General features: G+C 69.4%; 22 protein-coding genes. 5 read left to right on the top strand and 17 right to left on the bottom strand.

Translation table 11 applies throughout. The features are described from left to right. Positions 1-237 precede the first annotated feature (237 nt). The 12 genes from pufC to HNR51_RS07990 all read right to left on the bottom strand — a co-directional run bounded on the left by pufC (position 238) and on the right by HNR51_RS07990 (position 11,283). Positions 238-1,338 carry a photosynthetic reaction center cytochrome PufC gene (gene pufC, locus HNR51_RS08045; RefSeq protein WP_152277277.1) on the bottom strand — a complete coding sequence of 367 codons (1,101 nt, stop codon included), beginning with the start codon at positions 1,336-1,338 and terminating at the stop codon, positions 238-240. Next, the gene (gene pufM / locus HNR51_RS08040) at positions 1,335-2,312 is read right to left on the bottom strand and encodes a photosynthetic reaction center subunit M (protein ID WP_012454736.1); all 978 of its coding nucleotides are present in this window, start codon (positions 2,310-2,312) and stop codon (positions 1,335-1,337) included. Before pufM ends, pufC begins: the two co-directional genes overlap by 4 nt. Before the next feature lie 139 nt (positions 2,313-2,451). Continuing rightward, positions 2,452-3,276, bottom strand: a complete 825-nt coding sequence (gene pufL / locus HNR51_RS08035) for a photosynthetic reaction center subunit L (RefSeq protein WP_182554611.1) — start codon at positions 3,274-3,276, stop codon at positions 2,452-2,454. 79 nt (positions 3,277-3,355) lie between these two features. Next, the gene (gene pufA / locus HNR51_RS08030) at positions 3,356-3,544 is read right to left on the bottom strand and encodes a light-harvesting antenna LH1, alpha subunit (RefSeq protein WP_012454734.1); all 189 of its coding nucleotides are present in this window, start codon (positions 3,542-3,544) and stop codon (positions 3,356-3,358) included. Between the two features lie 11 nt (positions 3,545-3,555). Next, positions 3,556-3,786, bottom strand: a complete 231-nt coding sequence (gene pufB, locus HNR51_RS08025) for a light-harvesting antenna LH1, beta subunit (protein WP_012454733.1) — start codon at positions 3,784-3,786, stop codon at positions 3,556-3,558. 117 nt (positions 3,787-3,903) lie between these two features. Next, positions 3,904-4,137 carry a hypothetical protein gene (locus HNR51_RS08020; protein WP_182554610.1) on the bottom strand — a complete coding sequence of 78 codons (234 nt, stop codon included), beginning with the start codon at positions 4,135-4,137 and terminating at the stop codon, positions 3,904-3,906. Between the two features lie 71 nt (positions 4,138-4,208). Then, entirely contained in the window at positions 4,209-5,675 is a 1,467-nt protein-coding gene (gene bchZ / locus HNR51_RS08015; RefSeq protein ID WP_182554609.1) for a chlorophyllide a reductase subunit Z, read from the bottom strand. Beyond that, entirely contained in the window at positions 5,675-7,201 is a 1,527-nt protein-coding gene (gene bchY, locus HNR51_RS08010; protein ID WP_182554608.1) for a chlorophyllide a reductase subunit Y, read from the bottom strand. The genes bchZ and bchY overlap by 1 nt, the downstream gene beginning before the upstream one ends. 3 nt (positions 7,202-7,204) lie before the next feature. Continuing rightward, positions 7,205-8,209: a chlorophyllide a reductase iron protein subunit X gene (locus HNR51_RS08005; protein ID WP_182554607.1), complete on the bottom strand. Its 1,005-nt coding sequence runs from the start codon at positions 8,207-8,209 to the stop codon at positions 7,205-7,207. Further along, on the bottom strand, positions 8,206-9,144 hold the full coding sequence (gene bchC / locus HNR51_RS08000) for a chlorophyll synthesis pathway protein BchC (protein ID WP_182554606.1): 939 nt from the start codon (positions 9,142-9,144) through the stop codon (positions 8,206-8,208). The genes HNR51_RS08005 and bchC overlap by 4 nt, the downstream gene beginning before the upstream one ends. A gap of 104 nt (positions 9,145-9,248) precedes the next feature. After that, positions 9,249-10,394, bottom strand: a complete 1,146-nt coding sequence (locus HNR51_RS07995) for a methyltransferase (protein ID WP_182554980.1) — start codon at positions 10,392-10,394, stop codon at positions 9,249-9,251. A 22-nt stretch (positions 10,395-10,416) separates the two neighbouring features. Then, positions 10,417-11,283: a polyprenyl synthetase family protein gene (locus HNR51_RS07990; protein WP_182554605.1), complete on the bottom strand. Its 867-nt coding sequence runs from the start codon at positions 11,281-11,283 to the stop codon at positions 10,417-10,419. Positions 11,284-11,389: 106 nt separating this feature from the next. On the opposite strand from HNR51_RS07990, the gene crtD reads away from it, so the two are divergent. After that, positions 11,390-12,928 carry a 1-hydroxycarotenoid 3,4-desaturase CrtD gene (gene crtD / locus HNR51_RS07985; RefSeq protein ID WP_182554604.1) on the top strand — a complete coding sequence of 513 codons (1,539 nt, stop codon included), beginning with the start codon at positions 11,390-11,392 and terminating at the stop codon, positions 12,926-12,928. Continuing rightward, positions 12,925-13,785, top strand: a complete 861-nt coding sequence (locus HNR51_RS07980) for a carotenoid 1,2-hydratase (protein ID WP_182554603.1) — start codon at positions 12,925-12,927, stop codon at positions 13,783-13,785. Before crtD ends, HNR51_RS07980 begins: the two co-directional genes overlap by 4 nt. 108 nt (positions 13,786-13,893) lie before the next feature. Here the strand turns inward: HNR51_RS07980 and HNR51_RS07975 are convergent, their stop codons facing one another. Both HNR51_RS07975 and ftsY read right to left on the bottom strand, forming a co-directional pair. Continuing rightward, positions 13,894-14,514 (bottom strand): septation protein A, encoded by a 621-nt coding sequence (locus HNR51_RS07975; protein WP_182554602.1) that lies wholly within the window; start codon positions 14,512-14,514, stop codon positions 13,894-13,896. A 39-nt stretch (positions 14,515-14,553) separates the two neighbouring features. Further along, complete coding sequence (ftsY, locus tag HNR51_RS07970) at positions 14,554-16,035, bottom strand: signal recognition particle-docking protein FtsY (RefSeq protein WP_182554601.1); 1,482 nt, start codon at positions 16,033-16,035, stop codon at positions 14,554-14,556. Positions 16,036-16,092: 57 nt separating this feature from the next. On the opposite strand from ftsY, the gene HNR51_RS07965 reads away from it, so the two are divergent. Next, complete coding sequence (locus HNR51_RS07965) at positions 16,093-16,842, top strand: RluA family pseudouridine synthase (protein ID WP_182554600.1); 750 nt, start codon at positions 16,093-16,095, stop codon at positions 16,840-16,842. 44 nt (positions 16,843-16,886) lie between these two features. Here the strand turns inward: HNR51_RS07965 and mtaB are convergent, their stop codons facing one another. Together mtaB and dapF are read right to left on the bottom strand one after the other, a co-directional pair. Beyond that, positions 16,887-18,119 carry a tRNA (N(6)-L-threonylcarbamoyladenosine(37)-C(2))-methylthiotransferase MtaB gene (gene mtaB / locus HNR51_RS07960; RefSeq protein WP_182554599.1) on the bottom strand — a complete coding sequence of 411 codons (1,233 nt, stop codon included), beginning with the start codon at positions 18,117-18,119 and terminating at the stop codon, positions 16,887-16,889. Then, the gene (gene dapF, locus HNR51_RS07955; protein WP_182554598.1) at positions 18,116-19,006 is read right to left on the bottom strand and encodes a diaminopimelate epimerase; all 891 of its coding nucleotides are present in this window, start codon (positions 19,004-19,006) and stop codon (positions 18,116-18,118) included. Before dapF ends, mtaB begins: the two co-directional genes overlap by 4 nt. A 174-nt stretch (positions 19,007-19,180) precedes the next feature. Between dapF and HNR51_RS07950 the strand changes: the two genes are divergently transcribed. Next, positions 19,181-19,930 (top strand): GyrI-like domain-containing protein, encoded by a 750-nt coding sequence (locus HNR51_RS07950; protein WP_182554597.1) that lies wholly within the window; start codon positions 19,181-19,183, stop codon positions 19,928-19,930. A 63-nt stretch (positions 19,931-19,993) separates the two neighbouring features. Then, positions 19,994-20,767 (top strand): endonuclease III domain-containing protein, encoded by a 774-nt coding sequence (locus tag HNR51_RS07945; protein WP_182554596.1) that lies wholly within the window; start codon positions 19,994-19,996, stop codon positions 20,765-20,767. Here the strand turns inward: HNR51_RS07945 and HNR51_RS26935 are convergent. Further along, a complete protein-coding gene (locus HNR51_RS26935; RefSeq protein ID WP_182554595.1) occupies positions 20,764-21,876 on the bottom strand; it encodes an SPL family radical SAM protein in 1,113 nt (370 codons plus the stop codon). The two genes, HNR51_RS07945 and HNR51_RS26935, sit on opposite strands and share 4 nt — an antisense overlap. Positions 21,877-21,906: the final 30 nt, after the last annotated feature.

Genomic DNA, 21,906 nt, shown 5'->3' with positions numbered 1-21,906 from the left:
CGCTCGCCGATAGATAAATATCTCCCCCGCATGGAGACTCGGGAAATCTTGAGGATTGTCTTGGTGCGTATTTGATGGATTTCGAAGTAGAACGGTACGCAATCAGAGTGCGTAACCGCTCCTCAGGGCCCCGATATCCAGGTTGCACCCGAAGAACTAAAAAAATACCGCCGGTCCGTTGGACCGGCGGCACCTCGTTTTCCGCTTCGCTTGAACTCTGATCCGTCGGCCAGCCGGCTATGGCGGCGCTGCCGGGGCCGGCGACACCGGCTCCGCAGCCGGCTGCGGCGTCGCTCCCGTCTCTGCCGTCGCCTGCGTCAGTTCGGGATAGCTCTCGACCACGTGCGCCCCCGCCAGCGGCTTGCTCTGGCCGTTGTGGCAGGTGGCGCAGTTCAGCTTCGGGGCGTCGCCGGTGGGACCGAGGCGGTTGGCCGGAAAGGTCGAGGTCAGCGGCTCGATGTAATTGCCGTTCAGGTCCCTCACCATCCGGATCGCGTGCCAAGCGAGCGTGCGCTGCGGCGTGCTCTGCGACCAGTTCGAGATCGCCCGGGTGTTGTGGCAGTAGGTGCAGTTCACGCCGAGCGACGACGACATGTGCATCATCAGGCCATAGGTTCGCTCGGCGGCCTGGATCGGCTTGCCCTTGCTCTCCGGCAGCGCCGTCGTCGCGTTGACGCGGATCAGGTTCTCGTCGACGTCCTTCTTGCCGAAGAACTCGCTCAGCGTGTCGTAGGGCAGCGAGGCGAGGCCGACGGAGGGCGAAGCGAGATTCTGGCCGTTGTTGCGGGCGATGAAGCCGGTCTTGTAGTTCGGCCCCGGATTCTGGAACCAAATGTTCGTCGGCACCGGCTGACCGCGGTGGCAGGTGTAGCAGTTCACCCCGGCCTCGCCGACATGCTTCTCCTTCCAAGTGGTGTTAATGTGCTGCACCATCTGGATCATCCGCCGGGCGACCTGCTTCTGGTAGAGGCTGTCGTCGGCCATGTTCTCGGTGTTGTGGCAGTAGGTGCAGCCCTGCTCCGGGCTAACCCACTCGGTCATCGAGACCATGAGACGGTTGAATTCCTCGACGCTGAGATCCTTGAGCACCTTCACGTTCTCGTAGACCGCGCCGGCCTTGTCGGTGCCGGGCTCGACCGGATCGGCCGGGGCCGGCGGCCGGTTGGCGGCTTTCAGCGCCGCCGCGCCGGCCTTGGTCTGGATCTGATCCATGCCCGTGCCGCGGAAGCCGTGCTGCTGGGCGAGGATCGGCGGCCGGGTCCAGCCGGCGGTGCCGAACTGGGCGATGGTAAGGAACAGGGCGACGACCGCGCCCGCGACGACGAGCAGAGTCTTCATTGTGCCCCCCCTGGCGCCGCGAGCGGGTCCGTGATCGGTCCGTAGATCTGCGGATAGGATGGGGCGACGCCGTGCTTGACCGCCCAGAGATACCAGTTGTCGACGACCGTGCCGGTCAGCAGGATGCCGATGCCGCCGGTGAGCGTGGTCAGCACCGCGAACCACCACGCCCAGCGGTGGATCGATTCCATCGTGGCGTTGAAGCCCATGGTCCAGCGCCAAAACAGGGCGGCGCGCTCGGTGGCGGTGCCGCGATCGACGATCTGGTCGATCTCACGCTCGGCACCGTAGCGGCTGGTGGCCAGGATCGTGCCCCCATGCATCGCGAATAGCAGCGTCGACCCGTAGAGGAAGACGATCGAGAGCATGTGGAACGGGTTGTAGAACAGGTTGCCGTAGCGCAGCGAGAACGCCGCCGTCCAATCGAGGTGCGGGAAGATGCCGAAGGGCACCGCCTCGCTCCACGAGCCCATCAGCAGCGGGCGGATGAAGCCCAGCACGAGGTAGAGCCAGATCGCCGAGGCGAAGGCCCAGGGCACGTGCGTGCCCATGCCGAGCGCACGGGCGCGGCGGTACATCCGCACCCACCACAGCAGGATCGAGGCGGTGAGGAAGAAGCCCGCGATCAGCCACCAGCCGCCCTCGTTAAGCGGCGGCAGCACCTTGAGGCCGTATTTCGGCAGCGGCGGCTCGAGCGCCAGCCAGGGAAGCTGGCGCACGAACTGGATCGGATCCCAGTTCACGCTGGCCCACATGTTGAGGCCGATGATCTCGAAGGCGATCAACCCGCAGGCGAAGGACAGAGCCCCGAGATAGCCGCCGTAGATCGGCCCGACCTGGGAATTGCCGATCAGCCCGAACAGGTAGCTGTTGAACGGCCGGCCGATGCGGGCGTCGGAGGAGATCGGGATGCCGTGTTCCGGCTCGACCGGGCGCACCTGCACCTGGGTGAAGATGTTTTGGTAATAGGCCACGGCGTTTTCCTCCATGGACCTGCGGCCGTTCGGGCCTCACGCCATCGGCGGAGATCCCTGCGCCCGAAGATCGGATTTGCGCCTCAGATCGGATGTGCGCCTCAGGCCGACCGGCGCGGATGCCGGCCGGCGATCCATTTCACCGCCACACCGGCAGGTTGAGCCACCAGCCCCACCATTCCGGCCACCCTTGCGTCCAGAACGGGCCGGAGATGACGATGCAGACCGCGCTCCAGAAGCCTGCGGAGAGCGCGAGGAACAGGCCGAGCCGGTGAATGCCGAGCGTGCCGATCGAGTAGCCGATCGTGTCGCGAAAATAGGTGTCCTCGTGCTCGGGCGTCTTCACCGTCTCTCCCTTGGCCGGGTTGGTCGAGGACAGGATCAACGAGCCGTGCAGCGCCAGCGCGAAGGTCGTCGTGAAGAAGAACGTCACGGCGAGCATGTGCGCGGGATTGTAGTGAAAGTGCAGATACTGGTAGCCCGTGTTCGACACCCAATCGAGATGGGAGAGGATGCCGTAGGGGAAGCCGTAGCCCCAGGCGCCCATCAGGAACGGGCGGATCACCACCAGCGAGACGTAGGCGAAGATTGCCACCGAGAAGGCGAAGGGCACGTGGTAGCCGATCCCGAGCTTGCGGCAGATCTCGACCTCGCGCAGGGCCCAGGACGAGAACGCCCCGATCGCGCAGAAGGTGATGATCTGCCACAGGCCCCCTTCCTTCAGGGGTGCCAGCGCCAGCCCGTATTTCAGGTCGGGCGGTGCGATGTTGATCTGCCAGATGTTCCAGGTCGGGCCGATCGCGGCGCCGTAGAGGATCAGGGCGGTGCCGAGCACCGAGAAGAAGATCGTCGTGACGCCGAAGAAGCCGACGTAGAACGGGCCGACCCAGAAATCGAACAGGTCTCCGCCCAGCAGGGTGCCGCCGCGGACCCGGTATTTGCGCTCGAAGCTCAGCATCGCCATGGCGGAGATCCCCGAAAATGAGGATGGAAGGTGCCGGGGCAGGCGCGCCCGCCCGCGGCAGGACCGGCGGTGAGGCCGGTCAGCCCGGCATCGTCGGAAGGACGAGGCTGTGGGCGGCGGCCGCCTTCGCGTCCTTCGGGCCTTCCAGCCAGTTGAACCGGTCGGTGCTGAGCAGAATGAAGTGGATCAGCAGCGCCAGGACGAACAGGAAGGTGAAGAGCGCGACGAGGGTGCGCCGCGGATCGAACAGAAGCCAGATCTTGTGCATCGCGCGTCTCCTCAGCCGATCATCGACACGAGGCCGTGGGCGGCGTTGGTCACGCCGTCGAGCAGGGCGTAGCCCTTCGGCCCGGGCAACCAGGGACGCCACAGCCAGACGAGGATGTGGGCGACCACCGCGATCGCCGTGAAGATGATGAAGCTCGTCAGGAAGATCGCGTGAAATTCCTTGGCTTCGGGTTCCGTCAGCCCGGACAGGCTGCTCGGTCTTTCAGTGACACCGTTGGCCATCGATCGAACCTCCGCTGGTTAGGCCGCGCGCTGACAGGCGTGGCGGGTGTCGCCGTGACTCGATGACATCACGGCGCAGGGTCCCCCGTGGCACCGCACGGAAGCGTCTGGGGCGCGTCAGCCCATGAATGCGAAGGGAATTGCCGAGACCGCCATGGCCTTGGCCTCGCCGAACACGGAGCGCCGGACCGCCGGCAGGCCGCGACGCGGCGCCTGTCCCGGCCGGACGCGCTGCACCAACGCCGCGGCGAGGAAGAAGGGGTAGGTCGCGGCCAGGATGATCCGGAACTGGATCGCCTCGCTGTGCAGGCGCGACGCGGCGGGCATCGATCGTTGCATGACGGCTCCCATGGCAAGTCTCTCCGCAGGCTGTCCGGCGCCGTGCGGCCCCGGTGGGTGAAGGGCGTGGAGAAGGCCCGCGCTCATGCCGCGGCCCCCATTTCGAGGTCGGTCTTCGCCCGCTCGACATGGTCGGGCGCGACCCGTGTCGCGGCGGCCCTACGGGCGGCGCGCTCCGCGGCGTCGCGCAGGCGCTTGGCGGCGGAGATCCGGGTGAGAACGGGATGCGCCTCGACGAGCGTGTCGAGCCGGGCGCGGGCGGCCTCGTCCCAGGGCAGCTCGCGGTGCGCCCGCGCGGGGGTCGCCTCCACCGCATCCATGTCGCGGGCGAGCGGCAGGATGTGGAAGAGCATGTCGAACAGGGCGTTGCAGACCTCCTGCACGAGGTAGGTCGCACCGGCGTAGCCCATGAACGGCGTGCCGGTGTGCCGCCGGATGATGGCGCCGGGGAATGAGGCCGGCACGTAGGCCGCCCGCCCGCCGGTCTCGGCGAGGTACATGCGCTCGTTGAAGGAGCCGAACAGGACGAGCGGCGGGCTGGCCTTGATCGCCGCGCGGACCGCGGCGTTGTCCGGCTTCGTGCCGGCGCTGCGTCCGATCGCGAAGTGGCAGGGAAGTCCCATCTCGTCTTCGAGGAAGTGCCGGACACCCCGTGCGTAGGTTTCAGTGGCCACGATGCCGAAGCTCGCGGTCCCGAAAAAATCCTGCGTCACCGAGCGCCACAGGTCCCAGACCGGCTTGATCGTGGTGTGGCGCTCGCGCTCGATGAAGGGCTCCGGGTCGAGCCCCAGGATCGCGCCGAGCGAGCGCAGGAACTTGGTGGTCGAGAGGATCCCGATCGGCGCCTGGAGATAGGGCCGCTCCAGGCTCTCGCAGAGCAGGCGGCCGAACTCGCGATAGAGGCAGATATTGGCATCCGCATTGACGAGCTTGGGCACGTCGGCGAGGTGCGCGCCGAGCGGAAAGGTGAGGTTCACCTCGGCACCGATGCCTTCCACGAGGCGGCGGATCTCGGCGAGATCGGACGCCATGTTGAAGCTGCCGTAGGCCGGGCCGACGATGTTGACCCGCGGCTTCTCTCCGGGCCTGCGCTCGGGCCGGGCCGGGATGCCCTTCTTGGCAAAGCGCCGGGCGCCGTATTCCTGCCAGAGCCAGCTCATCGCCCGGTCGGCGGATTGCCACTGGTCCTCGTCGATGGTGCGCGGCAGGAAGCGCTGCAGCCCGGTGCCCTCGGGCGTGACGCCGCCGCCGATCATCTCGGCGATGGAGCCCGTCACGACGACGCTCGGCTGACCGGGATCGAGCGTGGCATGCGCCCGCTTCATCGCCCCTTCCGTGCCGTGGCGGCCGAGTTCCTCTTCCGCGAGCCCGGTGACGACGATCGGCAATTCGTGCGGCGGCAGCGCGTCGGTGTAGTGCAGCACCGAGGTGACCGGCAGGTTCTCGCAGCCCACCGGGCCGTCGATGACCACCTGCAAGCCCTTGATCGCCGTGAAGACGTAGACGGCGCCCCAGTAGCCGCCGGCTCGGTCGTGATCGAGGATCAGCATCAAACCATCTCCCCGACTGGTTTCTCGGGCGCCCTCGCCTTCGGCACGGCCTTGGCCTGCGGCACCTCTTGCCAGATGCCGGCGGCGTGGCCGGTGCCGACGCCTTCGAAAAAGTCGCGCATGGCGTCGAAGCGCGGGCGGTTGGCCAGAGCCGCGTTGACGACCTTGGCGAGCGAGCCGGCGCCGGCCGCACCCATCAGCGGGCGCGCCGAGATCAGGTTGGTGAAGTAGAGGGCCGGCGTGCCGGCCTCTTTGGCCTTCTGCACCACCGGGGTCGTGCCGATGGCGAGATCCGGCCGGAATTCTGCGAACGCCCCGAGGTCGTCTTCCAGCGAGGCGCGGTAGCGGATGATGACGCCGCGCTCCTCCAGCCAGATCCGATCGGGCTCCGACCAGGGCGTGCGCGGGCAGGCCGTGCCGACATAGGGCACCTCGGCGCCGCTCTCGACGAGGAGACGCGCGACCAGAAGCTCCGAGCCCTCGTAGCCGGACAGCGTGATCCGCCCGCGGATCGGCGCGGCGGAAAGCGCACCGCGGATCGCCGGCAGCAATCGGTTCTGGGCGGCGGCCACCGTCTCGCGCGGCACATCGCAGACGTTGCCGATGGCCTCGAGCCAATCGGCTGTGCCGTCATGGCCGACGGGCGCGGAGCCCACCACCGGGCGCCCGGCCGCCTCGAACTCGCGCACGCTCGCGGTGTAGAACGGGTGGATCGCCGCCACGGCCGCCGCGTCGAGCGCGCCGTAGAGTTCGCGCCATTCCCGCGTCGGCACGACCGGGCCGGCGCTGAGACCGAGGGGTTCGAGCAGCCCGCCGATCACCACCGGATCGGCCGGGAACATCTCTCCGAGGAGCGCCACCGCCGGGCGCTCCGAACGTCCGCCGCGCGGCGCCTGGACCGGGCCGCTCTCCGCCTCGGTGCGGGCGAATTTCAGCATCGCGCCGGCCAGCACGTCCTTGGCCTCGGCATGGGTCGGCACGCCGAAGCCCGGCACGTCGATGCCGATGACGCGCACGCCGTCGATCTGCTTCGGCAGCAGCCGCAGCGGCACGCCGGACGCGGTGGGGACGCAGAGATTGATGACGACGATCGCGTCGTAATCCTCGGGCTTGGCCGAGGCGTGGACGGCGTCGCGGATGTCCTCGAACAGCTTGCCGGTGACGAGCGTCTCGGAGTTGAACGGCACGTAGCCGACGCTGCGGCGCGCGCCGTAGAAATGCGAGGTGAAGGTGAGCCCGTAGACGCAGCAGGCCGAACCCGAGAGGATCGTCATCGTGCGCCGCATGCGCAGTCCGACGCGCAGGGAGCCGAAGGCCGGGCACATGCTCTGCGGCTGGTCGTGCGGGCCGGCCGGGTAGTCCTGCCGGTACTGTTCCAGCGTCTCGGACATCCCGGCAGCTTGCGCGGCCGCGCGCATCGCATCCTTGCCGGCGTGGCAGCCGAGGCCGTCGCCCTGCGTCGCGGTAAGGTCGATGCCGTCCGGGCGGGGGGCGCGGAGCGCGGCGATGTCGAGGCTGACCGCCATGGCTCAGACCTCGTCGTAGACGACTTCGAGGGACGGCTTGGCGAGCGTGGTGCGCCCGCACATGTCCTCGATAGTGGCGGGCTCCAGAACCACGTCGCGTCCGGTGGCTTCGCCGGAGAACAGGCCGAGTAGCGCGTCCTGGCTCAGCGGCGTCGGCTGATGCGGCGCGGCCTCCGCCACGTTCTGCGAGAGGTCGGCGAAGAGTGAGCCCCAGCGCCCCTCGGGCTTGCCGATGATCTCGTAATTCGCGCTCTTGCGGCGGATGTCGTCGTCGGCTGGGATCGAGGCCAGCACCGGAATGCCCGCCGCCTCGGCGAAGGCCTGCGCCTCGCCGGTGCCGTCATCCTTGTTGATGACGAGGCCGCCGACGCCGACATTGCCGCCGAGCTTGCGGAAATACTCCACCGCCGAGCAGACGTTGTTGGCGACGTAGAGCGATTGCAGATCGTTGGAGCCGACGACGATGACCTTCTGGCACATGTCGCGGGCGATCGGCAGGCCGAAGCCGCCGCAGACCACGTCGCCCAGAAAGTCGAGCAGGACGTAGTCGAAGCCCCATTCGTGGAAGCCGAGCTTTTCGAGCAGTTCGAAGCCATGGATGATGCCGCGCCCGCCGCAGCCGCGGCCGACTTCCGGCCCGCCGAGCTCCATCGCGTAAACGCCGTCGCGCTTGAAGCAGACATCGCCGATGGCGACCGCCTCACCCGCGAGCTTCTTCTTGGTCGAGGTCTCGATGATGGTCGGGCAGGCGCGCCCGCCGAACAGGAGCGAGGTCGTGTCGCTCTTCGGGTCGCAGCCGATCAGCAGGACCTTACGTCCCTGCTGGGCCATCATGTAGCTGAGGTTGGCCAGGGTGAACGACTTGCCGATGCCGCCCTTGCCGTAGATCGCGATGATCTGCGTCTCGCGCTTGACCTCGCCGGTGACGACGGGATCCGGCTCGATCGCGGCCTCGTCCCGCAGCGTCGTCGCGGCAGCCAGCGCCGCCTTGTTGAGCTGTAGGTTCATGAGCAGGTCCTCCAATCGAGGATCATCTTCAGGCAGGAGGGATCGGCGAAGGCCGTGCGGTAGGCGCCCTCCGCCTGCGTCGCCAGCCGACGGTGGGTGATCAGCCCGTCGAGCGAGAGACGCCCCGTCTCGATCAGCGCGCGAACCGCCGCGAGATCGCCCGGCCGCCACTCCGCCGAGACCCGGATGCGGGCCTCGCGCATGAAGGCGGGTGGAAAGGCGAAGGCGAGTGGCGCCTCGTAGAAGCCGGCAAGCACGATCTCGCCGCCGGGGGCGAGGCGGCCTATCAGCGTGTCGAGCAGGCCCGAATCGCCGCTGACGTCGGTGATGACCGGATAGTCGCGCGTCGGATCGTCCTCGGGCGCGAGCACAGGATAGCCGAAATCGCCTGCGGCGCGGACCGGCTCGCGCTCCCACACCACCGGTTCGCCGCCCGCGATCCGCGTCAGCCGCGCGAGCAGCCGGCCGAGCACGCCGTGGCCGACGATCAGATTGCGCTCGCCGGGCACGATGCCGGACAGGGCATGATACGCCGTCGCCGCAAGGGCGATCAGGCAGGCACGGTCACCGAGTGCGGCATCGACCGGAACGAGCCGCGCGGCCGGGGCGATGAGGTGCGAAGCCGCGCCGCCGAACAATCCGTTGACCTCGCCGAAGCAACGGGCGCCGGGAACGAACACGGTCTGGCCGATCTTCAGGCCGCTGCCGGAGGCGGCCTCGACCACGGTCCCGACCGATTCGTAGCCGGGCACGAGCGGGTAGCCCATTCCGGGAAAGGGCGGCATCCGGCCGGACCAGAGCAGGCGCTCGGTGCCCGTGCTGATCCCACTCCAGGAGACGGCGACGACCGCATCGCCCTCGGCGGCGGGGGTCAGAGCGAGGCGGCTCAGCGCCAAGTGCTCTGGTCGCTCAAGGACGACGGCCAATGCCTCCATGTCCCTGTCTCCGCCCGTTGCCGAGTGCGACTCTACGGAGTGCAGGTCGCCTTATGTCATCCTAGATAGACACATCGTTACGTCAAGCAGTGATTACATAACGATCACCGCGAGGCGGTGAGAAGCCGTGCGAGAAGCGGGCGTCGCGTGCGCCTCTCACGGATGCCAGTGAAGCCCGCCTGCTTCAGCATCGCGGTCAGTTCCTCGACCGTGCGCGGCCGGCCGCTGCCCATGGCGAGGAGATAGAATCCGAAATAGGCATCGCCGATCGGCTCGGCTCCGGCGGTACCAGCCATGGGTTCGGCGATGGCAAGGAGGCCGCCGGGCGGCAGGGCCGTGTAGGCCGCACGCAGGATCGCCATCGCCTCGGCGTCGTCGTGATCGTGAAGCACTCTCACCAGTGTGATCGCATCGGCCCCCGCCGGGAGCGGCTCGCCGAGGAAGGTCCCGCCGACGCAGTTCACGCGGTCGCCCAGCCCTTCGGCGGTGAGGCGTGCCCCGGCCCTCTCGGCGACGGGCGGCAGATCGAGCAGGCGAAGCGCGAGGCCCGGATGGCGGCGTGCGACGTGGGCCAGGAAGACGCCCTCCCCGCCCCCGACATCCATGAGGCAGGTTCGGCCCGCGAGCGGCAGCGCGTCGAGGACATCGCCCGCAATCAGCGCCTGCGACGACGCCATCAGTCCGCTATAGGCCGCCACCGCGTCCGGGCCGACGCGCGCGGCGTCGGAACGCGGATCGGCGTAGGGCCAGTAGCGCGCAAGGCGCGTCGCGCCGCTCTCGCCCCGCAGCAGGGCGATGGGGTCGGCGAGATCGGCGTAGAGCATCGCGTGATGCTCGATCATTCGCCCGACCGAAGGATTGCCGATCAGCGCCGCGCCGAGATCGGCCAGGGCGAACCGGCCATCGCGCAGCCTCGACAGCAGGCCGAGCGACGCCGCGGCCTTCAGGAGCGTCAGACTTCGCTCCAACGGGAGGTCCACACGACGGGCGATCGTCTCCGGGGCGAGCGGGCCGTCCTGCAGCAGCTTGAAGAGATCGAGCCGGATGCAGGCGAACAGCACCTGCGCGTAGACGAAGCCGGCGCAGAGATCGAACAGGGCGCGCGTGTTGCGTTGCGCGGTCCGGCGGGTGAGCGGAAAGCCCGCCGCCCAGCGCTGGAATCCGGGCGAGGCGACAAGGCCGTTGCGGAGCGCCAACCAGCGCTCGCGCCAGCCGCGATGCGGTTTCGGCGGATGCCCGGCCTCGGTCATCGTGGCAGGGGGCACGGCGGGCTCAGGCCGGCTGACGCAGGGAGGCCGGCAGGAACAGACGCGTCTGCGCCTCGATCTCGGCGCGGATCCTGGCCTGCCCGGGACACGGCGGGATCACCTCGATCGCCTCTTCCGTCAGCCGCTTGAGCCGGTCGAGGGCGCCCCCCATCCCGAGCAGAGCGGCGGCGTTCGGGCGCCCGAGGGTGGCGTCGCGGCCGGCGGGCTTACCGATCTCTTCCTGGCGGCAGGCGACGTCGCGCAGGTCGTCGGCGACTTGGTAGGCCTCGCCGAGGCACTCGCCGAGCAGACGCCAAGGCAGGGGCGGCGCTCCCGCCGCGGCCGCGCCCGCGACGGTGGCGGCGGCAAACAACGCGCCGGTCTTGGCCTGCTGATACTCGACGAGATCGACATGCGGCTCGGATTCCCAGGCCTGCCCGGCAACGATGCCCGACGGGGAGCCGACGGCACGAGCGACCAATCCGACGAGAGCGGCCAGCCGAGCGGGCGATCGGGCCGCGCCCCGCGCCAGCGTCTCGAAAGCGGCGACGATCAGCGCATCCCCGGTCAGCACCGCGAGCGGCACGCCGAAGGCGGCGTGGACCGAAGGCTTCTGGCGGCGCGTCGCCGCATCGTCGAAGCAGGGAAGGTCATCGTGGACCAGGGAGGCGCAGTGCAGCAGCTCGATCGCCCCGGCGGCGGCATCGGACGCGGCGGGGTCGTCGTCGCCACAAGCCAGCGCCACGGCAACGCAGAGGCGGGGACGGATGCGGTGCCCGCCGGGAAAGACGGCATAGCGGATCGCCTCGGCGAGCCGCGGCGGTGCGCCCGGCGCCTCCGCATGCGCGACTGCCCCATCGAGAACCGTCTCGATCCGCCTGCCGACATCCATGGCGCTCTCCCGCGTCAATTCATGTTGTCTTACTCATGTGTCAACTATGATTGACACTGATGGCGCTGCGGATCAACGCTGATACGGTGGGAAAAGCGAGCGAGCTGTGACGGACAAGCGCGTCATCGTGATCGGCGCTGGCATCGGTGGGCTCGCCGCTGCGCTGATCCTCGCGGCCGCCGGCCTCGATGTGACGGTGTTGGAGCGTGCGGACCGGGTCGGCGGCAAAATGCGCTCGGTGCCGGTTGGCGGGTCCGCGATCGAGGCCGGCCCAACCGTCTTCACCATGCGGTGGGTGTTCGACGAACTGTTCGAGGAAGCCGGCACCAGCCTGGAGGCGGAAATCGGGTTGCGGCCCACTTCGATTCTCGCCCGGCATGCCTGGAGCGGACGCGAACGCCTCGACCTGTTCGCCGACGTCACGGCCTCGGCAGATGCCATCGCCGCCTTCGCGGGCGCGCGCGAGGCGGAGGGCTATCGCCGCTTCTGCGCCCGCGCGGCGGAGGTCTACCGCACGTTGGAGGGACCCTTCATCCGCGCCGACCGGCCGAGCCCGGTCGATCTCGCCCAGCGCGTCGGCCTTGCGGGGATCGGCAGCCTCTGGCGCATCCAGCCCTTCGCGACGCTGTGGTCGGCGCTCGGCGAGTATTTTCGCGATCCGCGCCTGCGTCAGCTGTTCGGGCGCTACGCCACCTATTGCGGAGCCTCGCCGTTCGAGGCGCCGGCCACGCTGATGCTGGTCGCTCATGTCGAGCAGGCGGGTGTCTGGACCGTCGAGGGGGGATTGAGCCGACTGGCCGGCGCCGTCGCCGATCTGGCGAAGCGCCGCGGTGCCCGGATTCGCACCGGCGCGCATGTGGCGCAGATCCTGACTGACGGACACCGCGTGGCCGGGGTCGAACTCGCGGACGGCGAGCGCATCGCCGCCGACGCGGTGATCGCCAACGCGGACGTCTCGGCCCTCGGCACAGGCCTGCTCGGCGCCGACGTGATCCCCGCTGGAGACCGGATCCCGCCGCGCGAGCGCTCGCTCTCGGCGGTGACCTTCTGCATGACGGCACGGGCGCAGGGCTTCGGCCTCGCCCATCACAGCGTGTTCTTCTCCGCCGACTACCGGTCAGAGTTCGACGCGATCCTGCGCGGACGCCGCCTGCCGCCGGACCCGACCGTCTACGTCTGCGCACAGGACCGGGACGGCGACAGCGACACTGCGCCGGGCGGGCCGGAACGCCTGCTGCTCCTCGTCAACGCCCCGGCCGATGGCGGGGAACGTCCCCTCACTCCTCGGGAGATCGCCGCATGCGAGACGAACATTTTTCGCAAGCTCTCGGACTGCGGCCTGACCCTGGAGCCGACGGAGCGAGCGACGATCACGACGCCGGACGGCTTCGCGGGACTGTTTCCGGGGACGGGGGGCGCCCTCTACGGCCGGGCCTCGCACGGTTGGACGGCAACCTTCAAGCGGCCGGGGGCCCGGACGCGGGTGCCGGGCCTCTACCTCGCGGGGGGGAGCGTGCATCCGGGGCCGGGGGTGCCGATGGCGGCGCAATCGGGCCGGCTCGCGGCGGCGGCACTGCGCGCGGACCTCGATTCGACGGCGCGGTCGCACAAGGCGGCTATGTCTGGTGGTACGTCGATGCGGTGAGCGCGGACGGGCGCCAGGGGCTCACCATCATCGCCTTCATCGGCAGCGTGTTCTCGCCCTACTACGCCTGGGACGCCAAGCGCGATCCGTTCGCCCATTGCGCCGTCAACGTCGTGCTCTACGGCGAGCGCGCCAACCGCTTCGCCATGACCGAGCGCAGCGCCCGCGCGCTTGCGCGGGACGCGGCGAGCTTCAGCCTCGGCCCGTCCTCGCTCGAATGGGACGGAAGCGTGCTCACCATCCGCCTGGATGAGCGCAGTGCGCCGATCCCGCAGGCGGTGCGCGGCACGGTGCGGGTACGACCGCGGGCGCTGACGGCGCAGCCCTTCACCCTCGACGCGCACGGCCTGCACCGCTGGTGGCCGATGGCGCCGGATTGCGAGGTCGAGGCGGATTTCTCCGCGCCCGCGATGTCGTGGCGCGGCAGCGGCTATCACGACACCAACGACGGCGACGGCGCCCTGGAGGATGCGTTCACGGATTGGACGTGGTGCCGGGCGCCGCTCCAGCGCGGCTCGGCCATCCTCTACGACGTGCGTCGCACCGACGGCAGCGGGCAGAACCTGACGCTGCGCTTCGACGCCGACGGCACGCGCCGCGAGATGCGCCCGCCGCTCGCCGCCGGCCTGCCGCCGACCGGCCTGTGGCGCATGCCGCGGACGACGCGCAGCGACGACGGGCGGGCGCAGGTGGTGCGCACCTTCGAGGACACGCCGTTCTACGCCCGTTCGCTGCTCGCCTCGACGCTGGACGGCGAGGCGGTGCAGCCTGTGCACGAGAGCCTGTCGCTCAGCCGGTTCCGCAATCCGCTCGTGCGGCTGATGCTGCCGTTCCGGATGCCGCGGCGGATCGGCTAAAGCATCATCCCGAAAGGTGGTTTCCGGCTTTCGGAAAAAGATGATGCGAAAACAGATGCCGAGCGCATCGTGCTGGATCCGATATCCAGTGCGATGCGCTCGGGCCGGTCAGCCGATCTTCGCGCCGGCCTCGTCCTTGCGCTCGTGGCGAAGCAGCAGCGGCGTCTGGGCGAGCGCGAAGGCGATGGTGAGCGGCATGATGCCGAACACCTTGAAGTTCACCCAGAAATCTTCGGTCTGCGTACGCCAGACGACCTCGTTGAGGACGGCGAGCGCCAGGAAGAACAGGCCCCAGCGGAAGGTGAGCTTGCGCCAGCCCTCGTCGGTGAGCGCGAACATGCTGTCGAGCACCACCGAAAGCAGCGACTTGTTGAAGGCAAGCCCGCCGAGCAGGACGAGACCGAACAGCGTGTTCACGATGGTCGGCTTCATCATGATGAAGGTCTTGTCCTGAAGCGCCAGCGTTAGGCCGCCGAACACCAGCACGACGACGCCCGACACGAGCGGCATGATCGGCAGGCGCCTCAGCAGGGCGAAATGCACGGCAAGCGCGATCATCGTGGCGACGATGAACACGCCGGTGGCTACGAACAGCTTGCTCTCCGCCGCCACGCCGAAGCGCTCGGCATAGGCGTTGCCGAGGAAAAAGACCGTGAGCGGGCCGACTTCCAGCGCCAGCTTGAGGAGCGGCGGCAGATGCCGGCGCGGCGGGACGCTCTCGACCTTCATGCTGGGACTCTCACGATGCTCGAAGGGACGGGCAATCGGCTACTCCTTGGGAAGGCCGGTGATCGCCCGGGCGAAATCCCGCGCGGCGAACGGCTCCAGGTCTTCCACGCCCTCGCCGACGCCGATGAAATGCACGGGCAGACCGAACTTCGCGGCGAGTGCCACCAGAATACCGCCGCGCGCGGTCCCGTCGAGCTTCGTCATCACGAGGCCGGAGACGGGGGCGGCCTGCGAGAACAGCTCGACTTGGCTCAGGGCGTTCTGACCGACGGTGGCGTCGAGCACGAGCAGGGTGGCATGGGGCGCCTCCGGGTCGAGCTTGCGGATGACGCGGACGATCTTTTCCAGCTCCGCCATCAACCCAGCCTTGTTCTGCAGGCGGCCGGCGGTGTCGATCAGCAGCACGTCGGTGCCGTTCTCCCGCGCCTCCTTGAAAGCGTCGAAGGCGAGCCCCGCCGCGTCCGATCCTTGCGCGCGGCTGATGACCGGCGTGCCGGTGCGCTCGCCCCAGACCCGCAATTGCTCGATCGCCGCCGCGCGGAACGTGTCGCCCGCCGCCAGCATGACGCTGCGGCCCTCCGCCTTGAACTTCAACGAAAGCTTGCCGATCGTCGTCGTCTTGCCGGCGCCGTTCACGCCGACCGTCAGGATCACGTAGGGCTTCTTGGCCGAATCGATCGCGATCGGCGTCGCCACCGGCTCCAGTGCGCGCTCGATCTCGGTGGCGAGGATGGCGCGCACCTCGTCGGGCGAGATGCCCTTCTCATAGCGGCCCTTGCCGACCGCCTCCGACATCCGCATCGCCGTCTCGACACCGAAATCGGCTTGGATCAGCGCGTCCTCGAGATCCTCCAGGGTGGTGGCGTCGAGCTTGCGCTTCGTGAACAGGCCCGTCACCCGATCCGACAGGGCCGACGATGTGCGCCGCATGCCCGCCGTGAGCCGCGACCACCAGCCCTGCTTCTCCGTGCCCTCCACGGCACCCGCGATCGCGTCGCTCGCGAGCGCGGCGGCGGCATCGACGGGCTGGATGTCGGTTTCCGCGGGCGGTTCCGCTTCGGTCGCGAGCGCGGCGACCTCCGTCTCGCTGCCGGTCAGGCGCGACCACCAGTTCCGCTTTTCCACCGGTTCGGCGGTCACGGCCAGGGTCGCGCTCCCGTCCGGCGTCTCGTCCGGCTGCGGCGCCTCGCCCGACGGCGGCTGCGGCTCGGGCTGAAGGTCGGCACCCTCCAGCTCGTCAGGGATCTGATTCTTGTCCGGATCGTCCGGTGCGGGCTCGCTGACCGGCGGCGGCACGTGGGACACGTCGTCGGCGGCCGTGGCGAAATCCGGCTGGCCCTCGGATTCGGAGGCCGGCGACAGCGGATCCGGCGTCACCGCTTCCGACGCGAACGGCTCCGGCGCCGGCGGGTCCTCGGGCGCAGTCTGGTCAGCGGGGGTCGGCTCGGCAGGCTTGGCCTCCGGCGCGCCCTTCCGCCCGAACAGGCGTCCGAACCAGCCGGGCTTCTCGTCGTCGCTCATCCTCGTTCCTTAGCTCAAGCCTTGCCCGCGACGATCCGGCATTCTAGCCCGTGGAGCATGAACCCGCGTGTTTCAGTGCCGGATCGCACCGTCGGACCGGACATAGGTCTTCCCATCCTCTACCGCGATGCCCTGATGCTCGTCATCGACAAGCCGGCGGGTTTGCCGGTGCATCCCGGACCGAAGGGCGGGCCGACGCTGACCGACCATCTCGACGCCCTGCGCTTCGGCCTGCCGCGCCGGCCGGAGGCCGCGCACCGGCTCGACCGCGACACCTCGGGCTGTCTCGTGCTGGGCCGCCACGCCAAGGCACTCGCGCGTTTGAACCGCCTGTTCGCCGACGGCAAGGCCGACAAGACCTATTGGGCGCTCGTCGAGGGCGGCCCCGACGAGGCGGAGGGCCGCATCGACCTGCCGCTGGCCAAGCGCTCGGACGATCCGCGCAGCTGGTGGATGAAGACGGACCCGGCCGGAGCCCCTTCGCTCACGCTCTACCGCGTGCTCGGGCGGGCGGATGGCCTGTCCTGGCTCGAACTGAAGCCGGTCACAGGCCGGACGCATCAGCTGCGCGTCCACTGCGCGGCGATGGGCTGGCCGATCCGCGGCGACGCGATCTATGGCAGTGCCGGGCGGGCCGGGCCGGGGCTGCAGCTGCATGCACGGGCCTTGAGCCTGCCGCTCTATCCGAAGCGGGACGCGATCCGGGTCGAGGCGCCCGCCCCGACGCATATGCGGGCGGGACTGGAGGCCTGCGGGATGGCGGCCGTCGCCGAAGCGCCTGCCCTCACCCGTCCCTCGGCGACCTGAAGGACAGCCCTCCCGGCACAAGCGAAATTGTCGCGAGATCTCGCTCACGCCGCGAGAAGTGCCTGCCCGTCATGCCCGCTCACGGTGACCTCGCGGATTTCGCCCGGCGGCACCGGCTCCGCGAACCGCACCAGCGAGAACGCTTCCGTCCGGCCCGTATCACCGCGCTCGGTCAGCACCCGCCGGCGCGTGCCGACCTCGCCGTCGAGATGGCGGGCCAGCGCCGCCGCCCCAGCCGCGCGCAACCGCGCGGCGCGGGCGCGGACCACGTCGCCCGGCACCGCCGGCATCCGTGCGGCGGGCGTGCCAGGGCGCGGCGAGTAGGGGAAGACGTGTAGATGCGTCAGTTCGCACTCCTCGACGAGGTCGAGGGAGCGGGCGAACTGCGCCTCCGTCTCGGTCGGGAATCCGGCGATCAGGTCGGCGCCGAAAACGAGGCCGGGGCGCAGATCCCGCAGTGTCCGACAGAGGCGGATCGCATCGGCGCGGGCGTGGCGCCGCTTCATCCGCTTGAGGATCAGATCGTCCCCTGCCTGGAGCGAGAGATGCACGTGCGGCATCAGCCGCGGCTCCTCGGCGAAGGCGGCGATCAGCTCAGGATCGGCCTCCACGGAATCGATGGAGGACAGACGAAGCCGCGCGAGATCCGGCACCTCCGACAGGATCGTCCGCACGAGGCGCCCGAGACTGAGGTCCGATGCGAGGTCGCGACCGTAGGCGGTGAGATCGACCCCGGTGAGCACCACCTCGCGGCCGCCATGCTCGACGATGCGGCGCACCTGCGCCACCGCCTCGGCGACGGGCACCGAGCGGGAATGGCCGCGGCCGAACGGAATGACACAGAAGGTGCAGCGATGGTCGCAGCCGTTCTGCACCGGCACGAAGGCGCGGGTATGCCCGTTCATGCCGAGGATGCGGGTCGGCTCGGCGGTTCGCACCGCCATGATGTCCTCCGGCGGAGGGACGGCGCCGCTGCGCCAGCTCTCGGGCCGGAGCTTCGCCGCGTTGCCGACGAGGCGGGCCACCTCGGGCATGTCGGCATAATGCGCGCGCTCGACCTCGGCGCCGCAGCCGGTCACGACAATCTCGGCGCCCGGCCGCTCGCGAGCGAGCCGGCGGATCGCCTTGCGGGCCTGTCGCCCGGCCTCCGCGGTGACGGCGCAGGTGTTGACGACCACGAGGTCGCGGCCCCCGGCGCCGGCTTCGGCATGGCCGCGCACGACCTCCGACTCGACGGTGTTGAGCCGGCAGCCGAAGGTGAGCGTCTCGACGCTCACCCGTCGAGCCCGGCGAAGAGGTCGGGAGAGAAGCTGCCCTCGCCTTCAAGGAAGACGGGGCCCGTCATCAGCACATGGTCGTCGGCGCGCCACTCGATCGAGAGTTCGCCGCCGGGCAAGGTTACGCGGGCGGCCCGGCCGATCATGCGCAGGCGCGCGGCCGCCACCACCGTGGCGCAAGCGGCGGTGCCGCAGGCGAGCGTCAGCCCGGCGCCGCGTTCCCAGACGCGCAGCTTGATCGTGTCGCGGCTCGTCACCTGGGCGATGGAGATGTTGGCCCGCTCCGGGAAGATCGGATGCGCTTCGAGCAGCGGCCCGATCCGGCCGAGGTCGAACGTGTCGGGATCGCGCTCGACGAAGAAGATCGCGTGCGGGTTGCCCATGCTGACGGCGGCGGGGGAGTGCAGGATCGGATCGTCGATCGGCCCGACCTGCAGCTCGATGCGGCGGGTATCGGGAAACGGCTCAGCCAGGGGGATCTCGTCCCAGCGCAGCCGCGGCTGGCCCATATCGACGGTGAAGGAACGATCGGTGACGCGCTTCACCGCCACCAGACCGGCCTTGGTTTCCAGCGTCAGGCAGCCGTTCTCGGCCGGTCGCGCCATGGCCGGGTCGTCGAGCAGGGCGTAGCCGACGCAGCGTGTGCCGTTACCGCAGGCGCCGGATTCCGAGCCGTCGGTGTTGTAGATGCGCATGAAGGCGTCGGTGCCGGGCGTGACGGGATCGTGCACGACCATGAGCTGATCGAAGCGTGAATGCGCGTCGGCGGCGATGGCACGGGCCTCCGCCGAGGCGACGCGGATCGAAGTGCCCCGTAGGTCGAGCACGACGATGGCGTTGCCGGCACCGTGCATCTTCAGGAAGCGGCGATTGGCGAGCGGGCTCATCGGACCTCTGACGAGCTTGTCAGCAAGGATGTGGGGGTTGGCGCGGCGTATATGGCAAAAGCGGGCCGCCCGCGAGTCGGGAGCCGGAGACTGCAACGTCGCGCCGCAACGGTCTCGCGCGGGGCGCAATTCACCCCTACCCTGTCCGGATCGGCCAATCGGAGCCACGCCACCTTGACCCGTCTCGCCTCCCTCGCCGCGGGCCTGTTCGCTCTCGCCCCGCTCCTCTCCAATGCGGCCTTCGCCCAGGGTGCGCCGCCGCCCACCAACGCCCCCTCCCCCGCCGAGACGAACCCGCTGCCGACGACGACCGTGCCGGACACGTCGAAATCGGGCCCCGATCCGGCTGCACCCGCGCCGCAGCAGGTGCCGATCCCGCGCCCGGCGCAGTCCGGCGCGGCGCGATCGGCCACGCCGCCGCCCTCGACCCTGCCGACCCTGGTGACGACGCCGGGCGAGCCCAACGACGTCGACGAAGTGACGCTGCCGGCCAAGCCCGTGGCGATCCTCTCGGGCGCGACCAAGTGGGACGAGGCGCGGGCGAACCTGCGGAAGGCGTTCAAGACGATCGGAGACGCGCTGGCGAAGCAGAACCTCAAGCCGGCGGGCCGACCGATCGCGCTCTTCACCAAGACCGAGGATGACGGCTTCCAGTACGAGGCGATGATTCCGATCGAGGCCGCGCCCGCGCAGGGCAGCGAGAGCGACGGCGTGACGTTCGGCTCAAGTCCGAGCGGCAAGGCGCTGCGGTTCAAGCACAGCGGTACCTACGAGGAAATCGACGGCACCTACGAGACGCTGATCGCCTATCTCGACGCCAAGGAAATCGGGGTTCAGGACCGCTTCCTCGAAGAATACGTGACAGATCTCGGCGAGGGTGCCGACGACAAGCTCGACATCAACATCTACGCCCTGGCGAAATAGGGTCGCCGACGTAGGGTTGTCGCAGGATGGGAACCGCCGAATCCGTTCGCGGATTCGGCTCCCATGCCGCTTTTCCCCGATACCGCTCTCCCGGCCGCCCCGCGCCAAAAGCGTCGAGAGACGCCGACGACGGACTCCGCGCCGCTCAAGGACAAGGCGTTGGAGATCCACCGCCGGCTCTGCGGCGTCTACGAATGCCCGATCCCCTACTTCCACAGCCTCGATCCGCTCTCGGAGCTAATTTCCTCGCTGCTCTCGCACCGGACCCGCAACGCCGATTCCGGCCGCGCCTTCAAGGCGCTTCGGGCGCGCTGGCCCGATTGGGCGGATATCGAGCAAGCCTCGGTCGAAGACATCGAGGCGACGATCCGCGGCGTGACATGGCCGGAATTGAAAGCGCCACGCATCAAGGCGGTCCTCGCGGCCGTGCGGGAGCGGGTGGGTGCGCTCAGCCTCGACTTCTTGGGAGACATGAGCGTCGATGAGGCGCGGGGCTGGCTCGAAGCCATTCCCGGCATCGGGCCGAAGACGAGCGCCGCCGTCCTCTCCTTCTCGACGCTGCGGATGCCGGCCCTGCCGGTGGACAGCCATCATCACCGCGTCGCCCAGCGCACCGGGCTGATCGGCTCGAAGGTCGATGTCGGGCCGAGCCACGCGGTGCTGCGTGCGCAACTCCCCGACGATTGGTCGGCGCAGAAGCTCTACGACAACCACGAGGTGCTGATGCTGCACGGCCAGCGCGTTTGCTTCCACCGCTCCCCGGCCTGCGGACGCTGCGTCCTGCTCGACATCTGCCCGACTGGACAGGCGCGCACGCCGGCCGCCGAGCGCCCTTAAGTCCAGTAGAGGATCCGTGCCGCGGGGAGGCGAAGTGCGATCCGCTCCGTGAGATGCGCGCGCATCGCTTTCATCAGATCGCTCGGAAACACGTACTTCACCGAACCGAACTTGGTGAGCTTGCGGGTCCGCTCGGCCTCGCGCATCGGCAGGTCGGAACCCGGATACCAGCCCTCCAGAACGGTCTTCGAGCCCGGCGTGAAGCGGTGGGTGATGAGCTCGACCGTCAGGTCGGGCCGCGCCACATCGGCCAGCGCTTCGGCCGCGTCGCGCAGGAGGGCGTCGTAGGCGTCCGGCCAGTCCTCGACCGGAAGGATCGGCGCGATGGTGAGCCCGACTGGATAGCCGGCCCGGGCGACCGCGCCCATGGCGGTGAGGCGCTCAGCGAGCGGGGCCGTTCCACCCTCGTAACGCGCTGCCGCGGCGGCGTTGACCGAGAAGCGGATGCGCGTGCGCCCGCGATGCGGCAGGTCGAGGAGCGGACCGACTGCGGCGAACTTCGTGGTGAAACGCAATTGCACCGGCGCATCCCAGGCGCCGAAATGGCGGATCACCGCCGAGAGTGAGCCGGTCAGATGCTCGATCCCGAGCGGATCGGTGTAGCAGGAGGCTTCGAACGTGGTGCCCTCCCCGGCCCGCGTTTCCGAGGCGCTGGTGACGCCACCCTGGCCGAGATAGCCTCCGAGGTTTCCGAGGATCGCGTCGAGATTGGCGTAGGCGCGGGTGACCGGCGGGCCTGACAGCGAGCCGGCGAGGTAGCAGTACTGGCAATGTGCCGGGCAGCCCTCGGCGAGATCAAAGCGCCAGTCGGCGCTCGGCGGGATCGGCTGCAGTTTCAACTTCGTCGGCGGGGCCGTGACGACGGCGAGCGTCGCCTTGGCCTCCGCATAGGCCCGGCGTGGATTTTCGTCGCGCAGGCCGGTGAGCCGGTTGCTCTTCAGCCGCTCGACCGGAAGCCCGAGATGTTCGGCCCGCGCAACGATCTGCCGGCCATGCGCATGATCGAGAGCGGCCGGCGTCACCAACACTCGGCGCGGGCGCCAGAGGCGCGCGGAACGAGGCTTCGCCGCAGGCCGGGTCTCGGCTTCCTCGGTCAGGACAAGGGTCATGCCGCACCAACCCTCCGGCTCCTCGGAAGG

This window comes from Methylorubrum thiocyanatum (assembly GCA_014138645.1).
GTDB classification, from domain to species: Bacteria; Pseudomonadota; Alphaproteobacteria; order Rhizobiales; family Beijerinckiaceae; genus Methylobacterium; species Methylobacterium thiocyanatum.
Note: the sequence above shows the minus strand (reverse complement) of the source record. Positions and strands in the feature narration are given on the sequence as shown.

Excerpts from the sequence above, each read along its gene's own strand:
- pufC (WP_152277277.1), bottom strand. The coding sequence starts at position 1,338 with ATGAAGACTCTGCTCGTCGTCGCGGGCGCGGTCGTCGCCCTGTTCCTT.
- pufL (WP_182554611.1), bottom strand. The coding sequence starts at position 3,276 with ATGGCGATGCTGAGCTTCGAGCGCAAATACCGGGTCCGCGGCGGCACC.
- pufA (WP_012454734.1), bottom strand. The coding sequence starts at position 3,544 with ATGCACAAGATCTGGCTTCTGTTCGATCCGCGGCGCACCCTCGTCGCG.
- pufB (WP_012454733.1), bottom strand. The coding sequence starts at position 3,786 with ATGGCCAACGGTGTCACTGAAAGACCGAGCAGCCTGTCCGGGCTGACG.
- HNR51_RS08020 (WP_182554610.1), bottom strand. The coding sequence starts at position 4,137 with ATGGGAGCCGTCATGCAACGATCGATGCCCGCCGCGTCGCGCCTGCAC.
- bchZ (WP_182554609.1), bottom strand. The coding sequence starts at position 5,675 with ATGCTGATCCTCGATCACGACCGAGCCGGCGGCTACTGGGGCGCCGTC.
- bchY (WP_182554608.1), bottom strand. The coding sequence starts at position 7,201 with ATGGCGGTCAGCCTCGACATCGCCGCGCTCCGCGCCCCCCGCCCGGAC.
- HNR51_RS08005 (WP_182554607.1), bottom strand. The coding sequence starts at position 8,209 with ATGAACCTACAGCTCAACAAGGCGGCGCTGGCTGCCGCGACGACGCTG.
- bchC (WP_182554606.1), bottom strand. The coding sequence starts at position 9,144 with ATGGAGGCATTGGCCGTCGTCCTTGAGCGACCAGAGCACTTGGCGCTG.
- HNR51_RS07995 (WP_182554980.1), bottom strand. The coding sequence starts at position 10,394 with ATGACCGAGGCCGGGCATCCGCCGAAACCGCATCGCGGCTGGCGCGAG.
- HNR51_RS07990 (WP_182554605.1), bottom strand. The coding sequence starts at position 11,283 with ATGGATGTCGGCAGGCGGATCGAGACGGTTCTCGATGGGGCAGTCGCG.
- HNR51_RS07975 (WP_182554602.1), bottom strand. The coding sequence starts at position 14,514 with ATGAAGGTCGAGAGCGTCCCGCCGCGCCGGCATCTGCCGCCGCTCCTC.
- ftsY (WP_182554601.1), bottom strand. The coding sequence starts at position 16,035 with ATGAGCGACGACGAGAAGCCCGGCTGGTTCGGACGCCTGTTCGGGCGG.
- HNR51_RS07965 (WP_182554600.1), top strand. The coding sequence starts at position 16,093 with ATGAACCCGCGTGTTTCAGTGCCGGATCGCACCGTCGGACCGGACATA.
- dapF (WP_182554598.1), bottom strand. The coding sequence starts at position 19,006 with ATGAGCCCGCTCGCCAATCGCCGCTTCCTGAAGATGCACGGTGCCGGC.
- HNR51_RS07945 (WP_182554596.1), top strand. The coding sequence starts at position 19,994 with ATGCCGCTTTTCCCCGATACCGCTCTCCCGGCCGCCCCGCGCCAAAAG.
- HNR51_RS26935 (WP_182554595.1), bottom strand. The coding sequence starts at position 21,876 with ATGACCCTTGTCCTGACCGAGGAAGCCGAGACCCGGCCTGCGGCGAAG.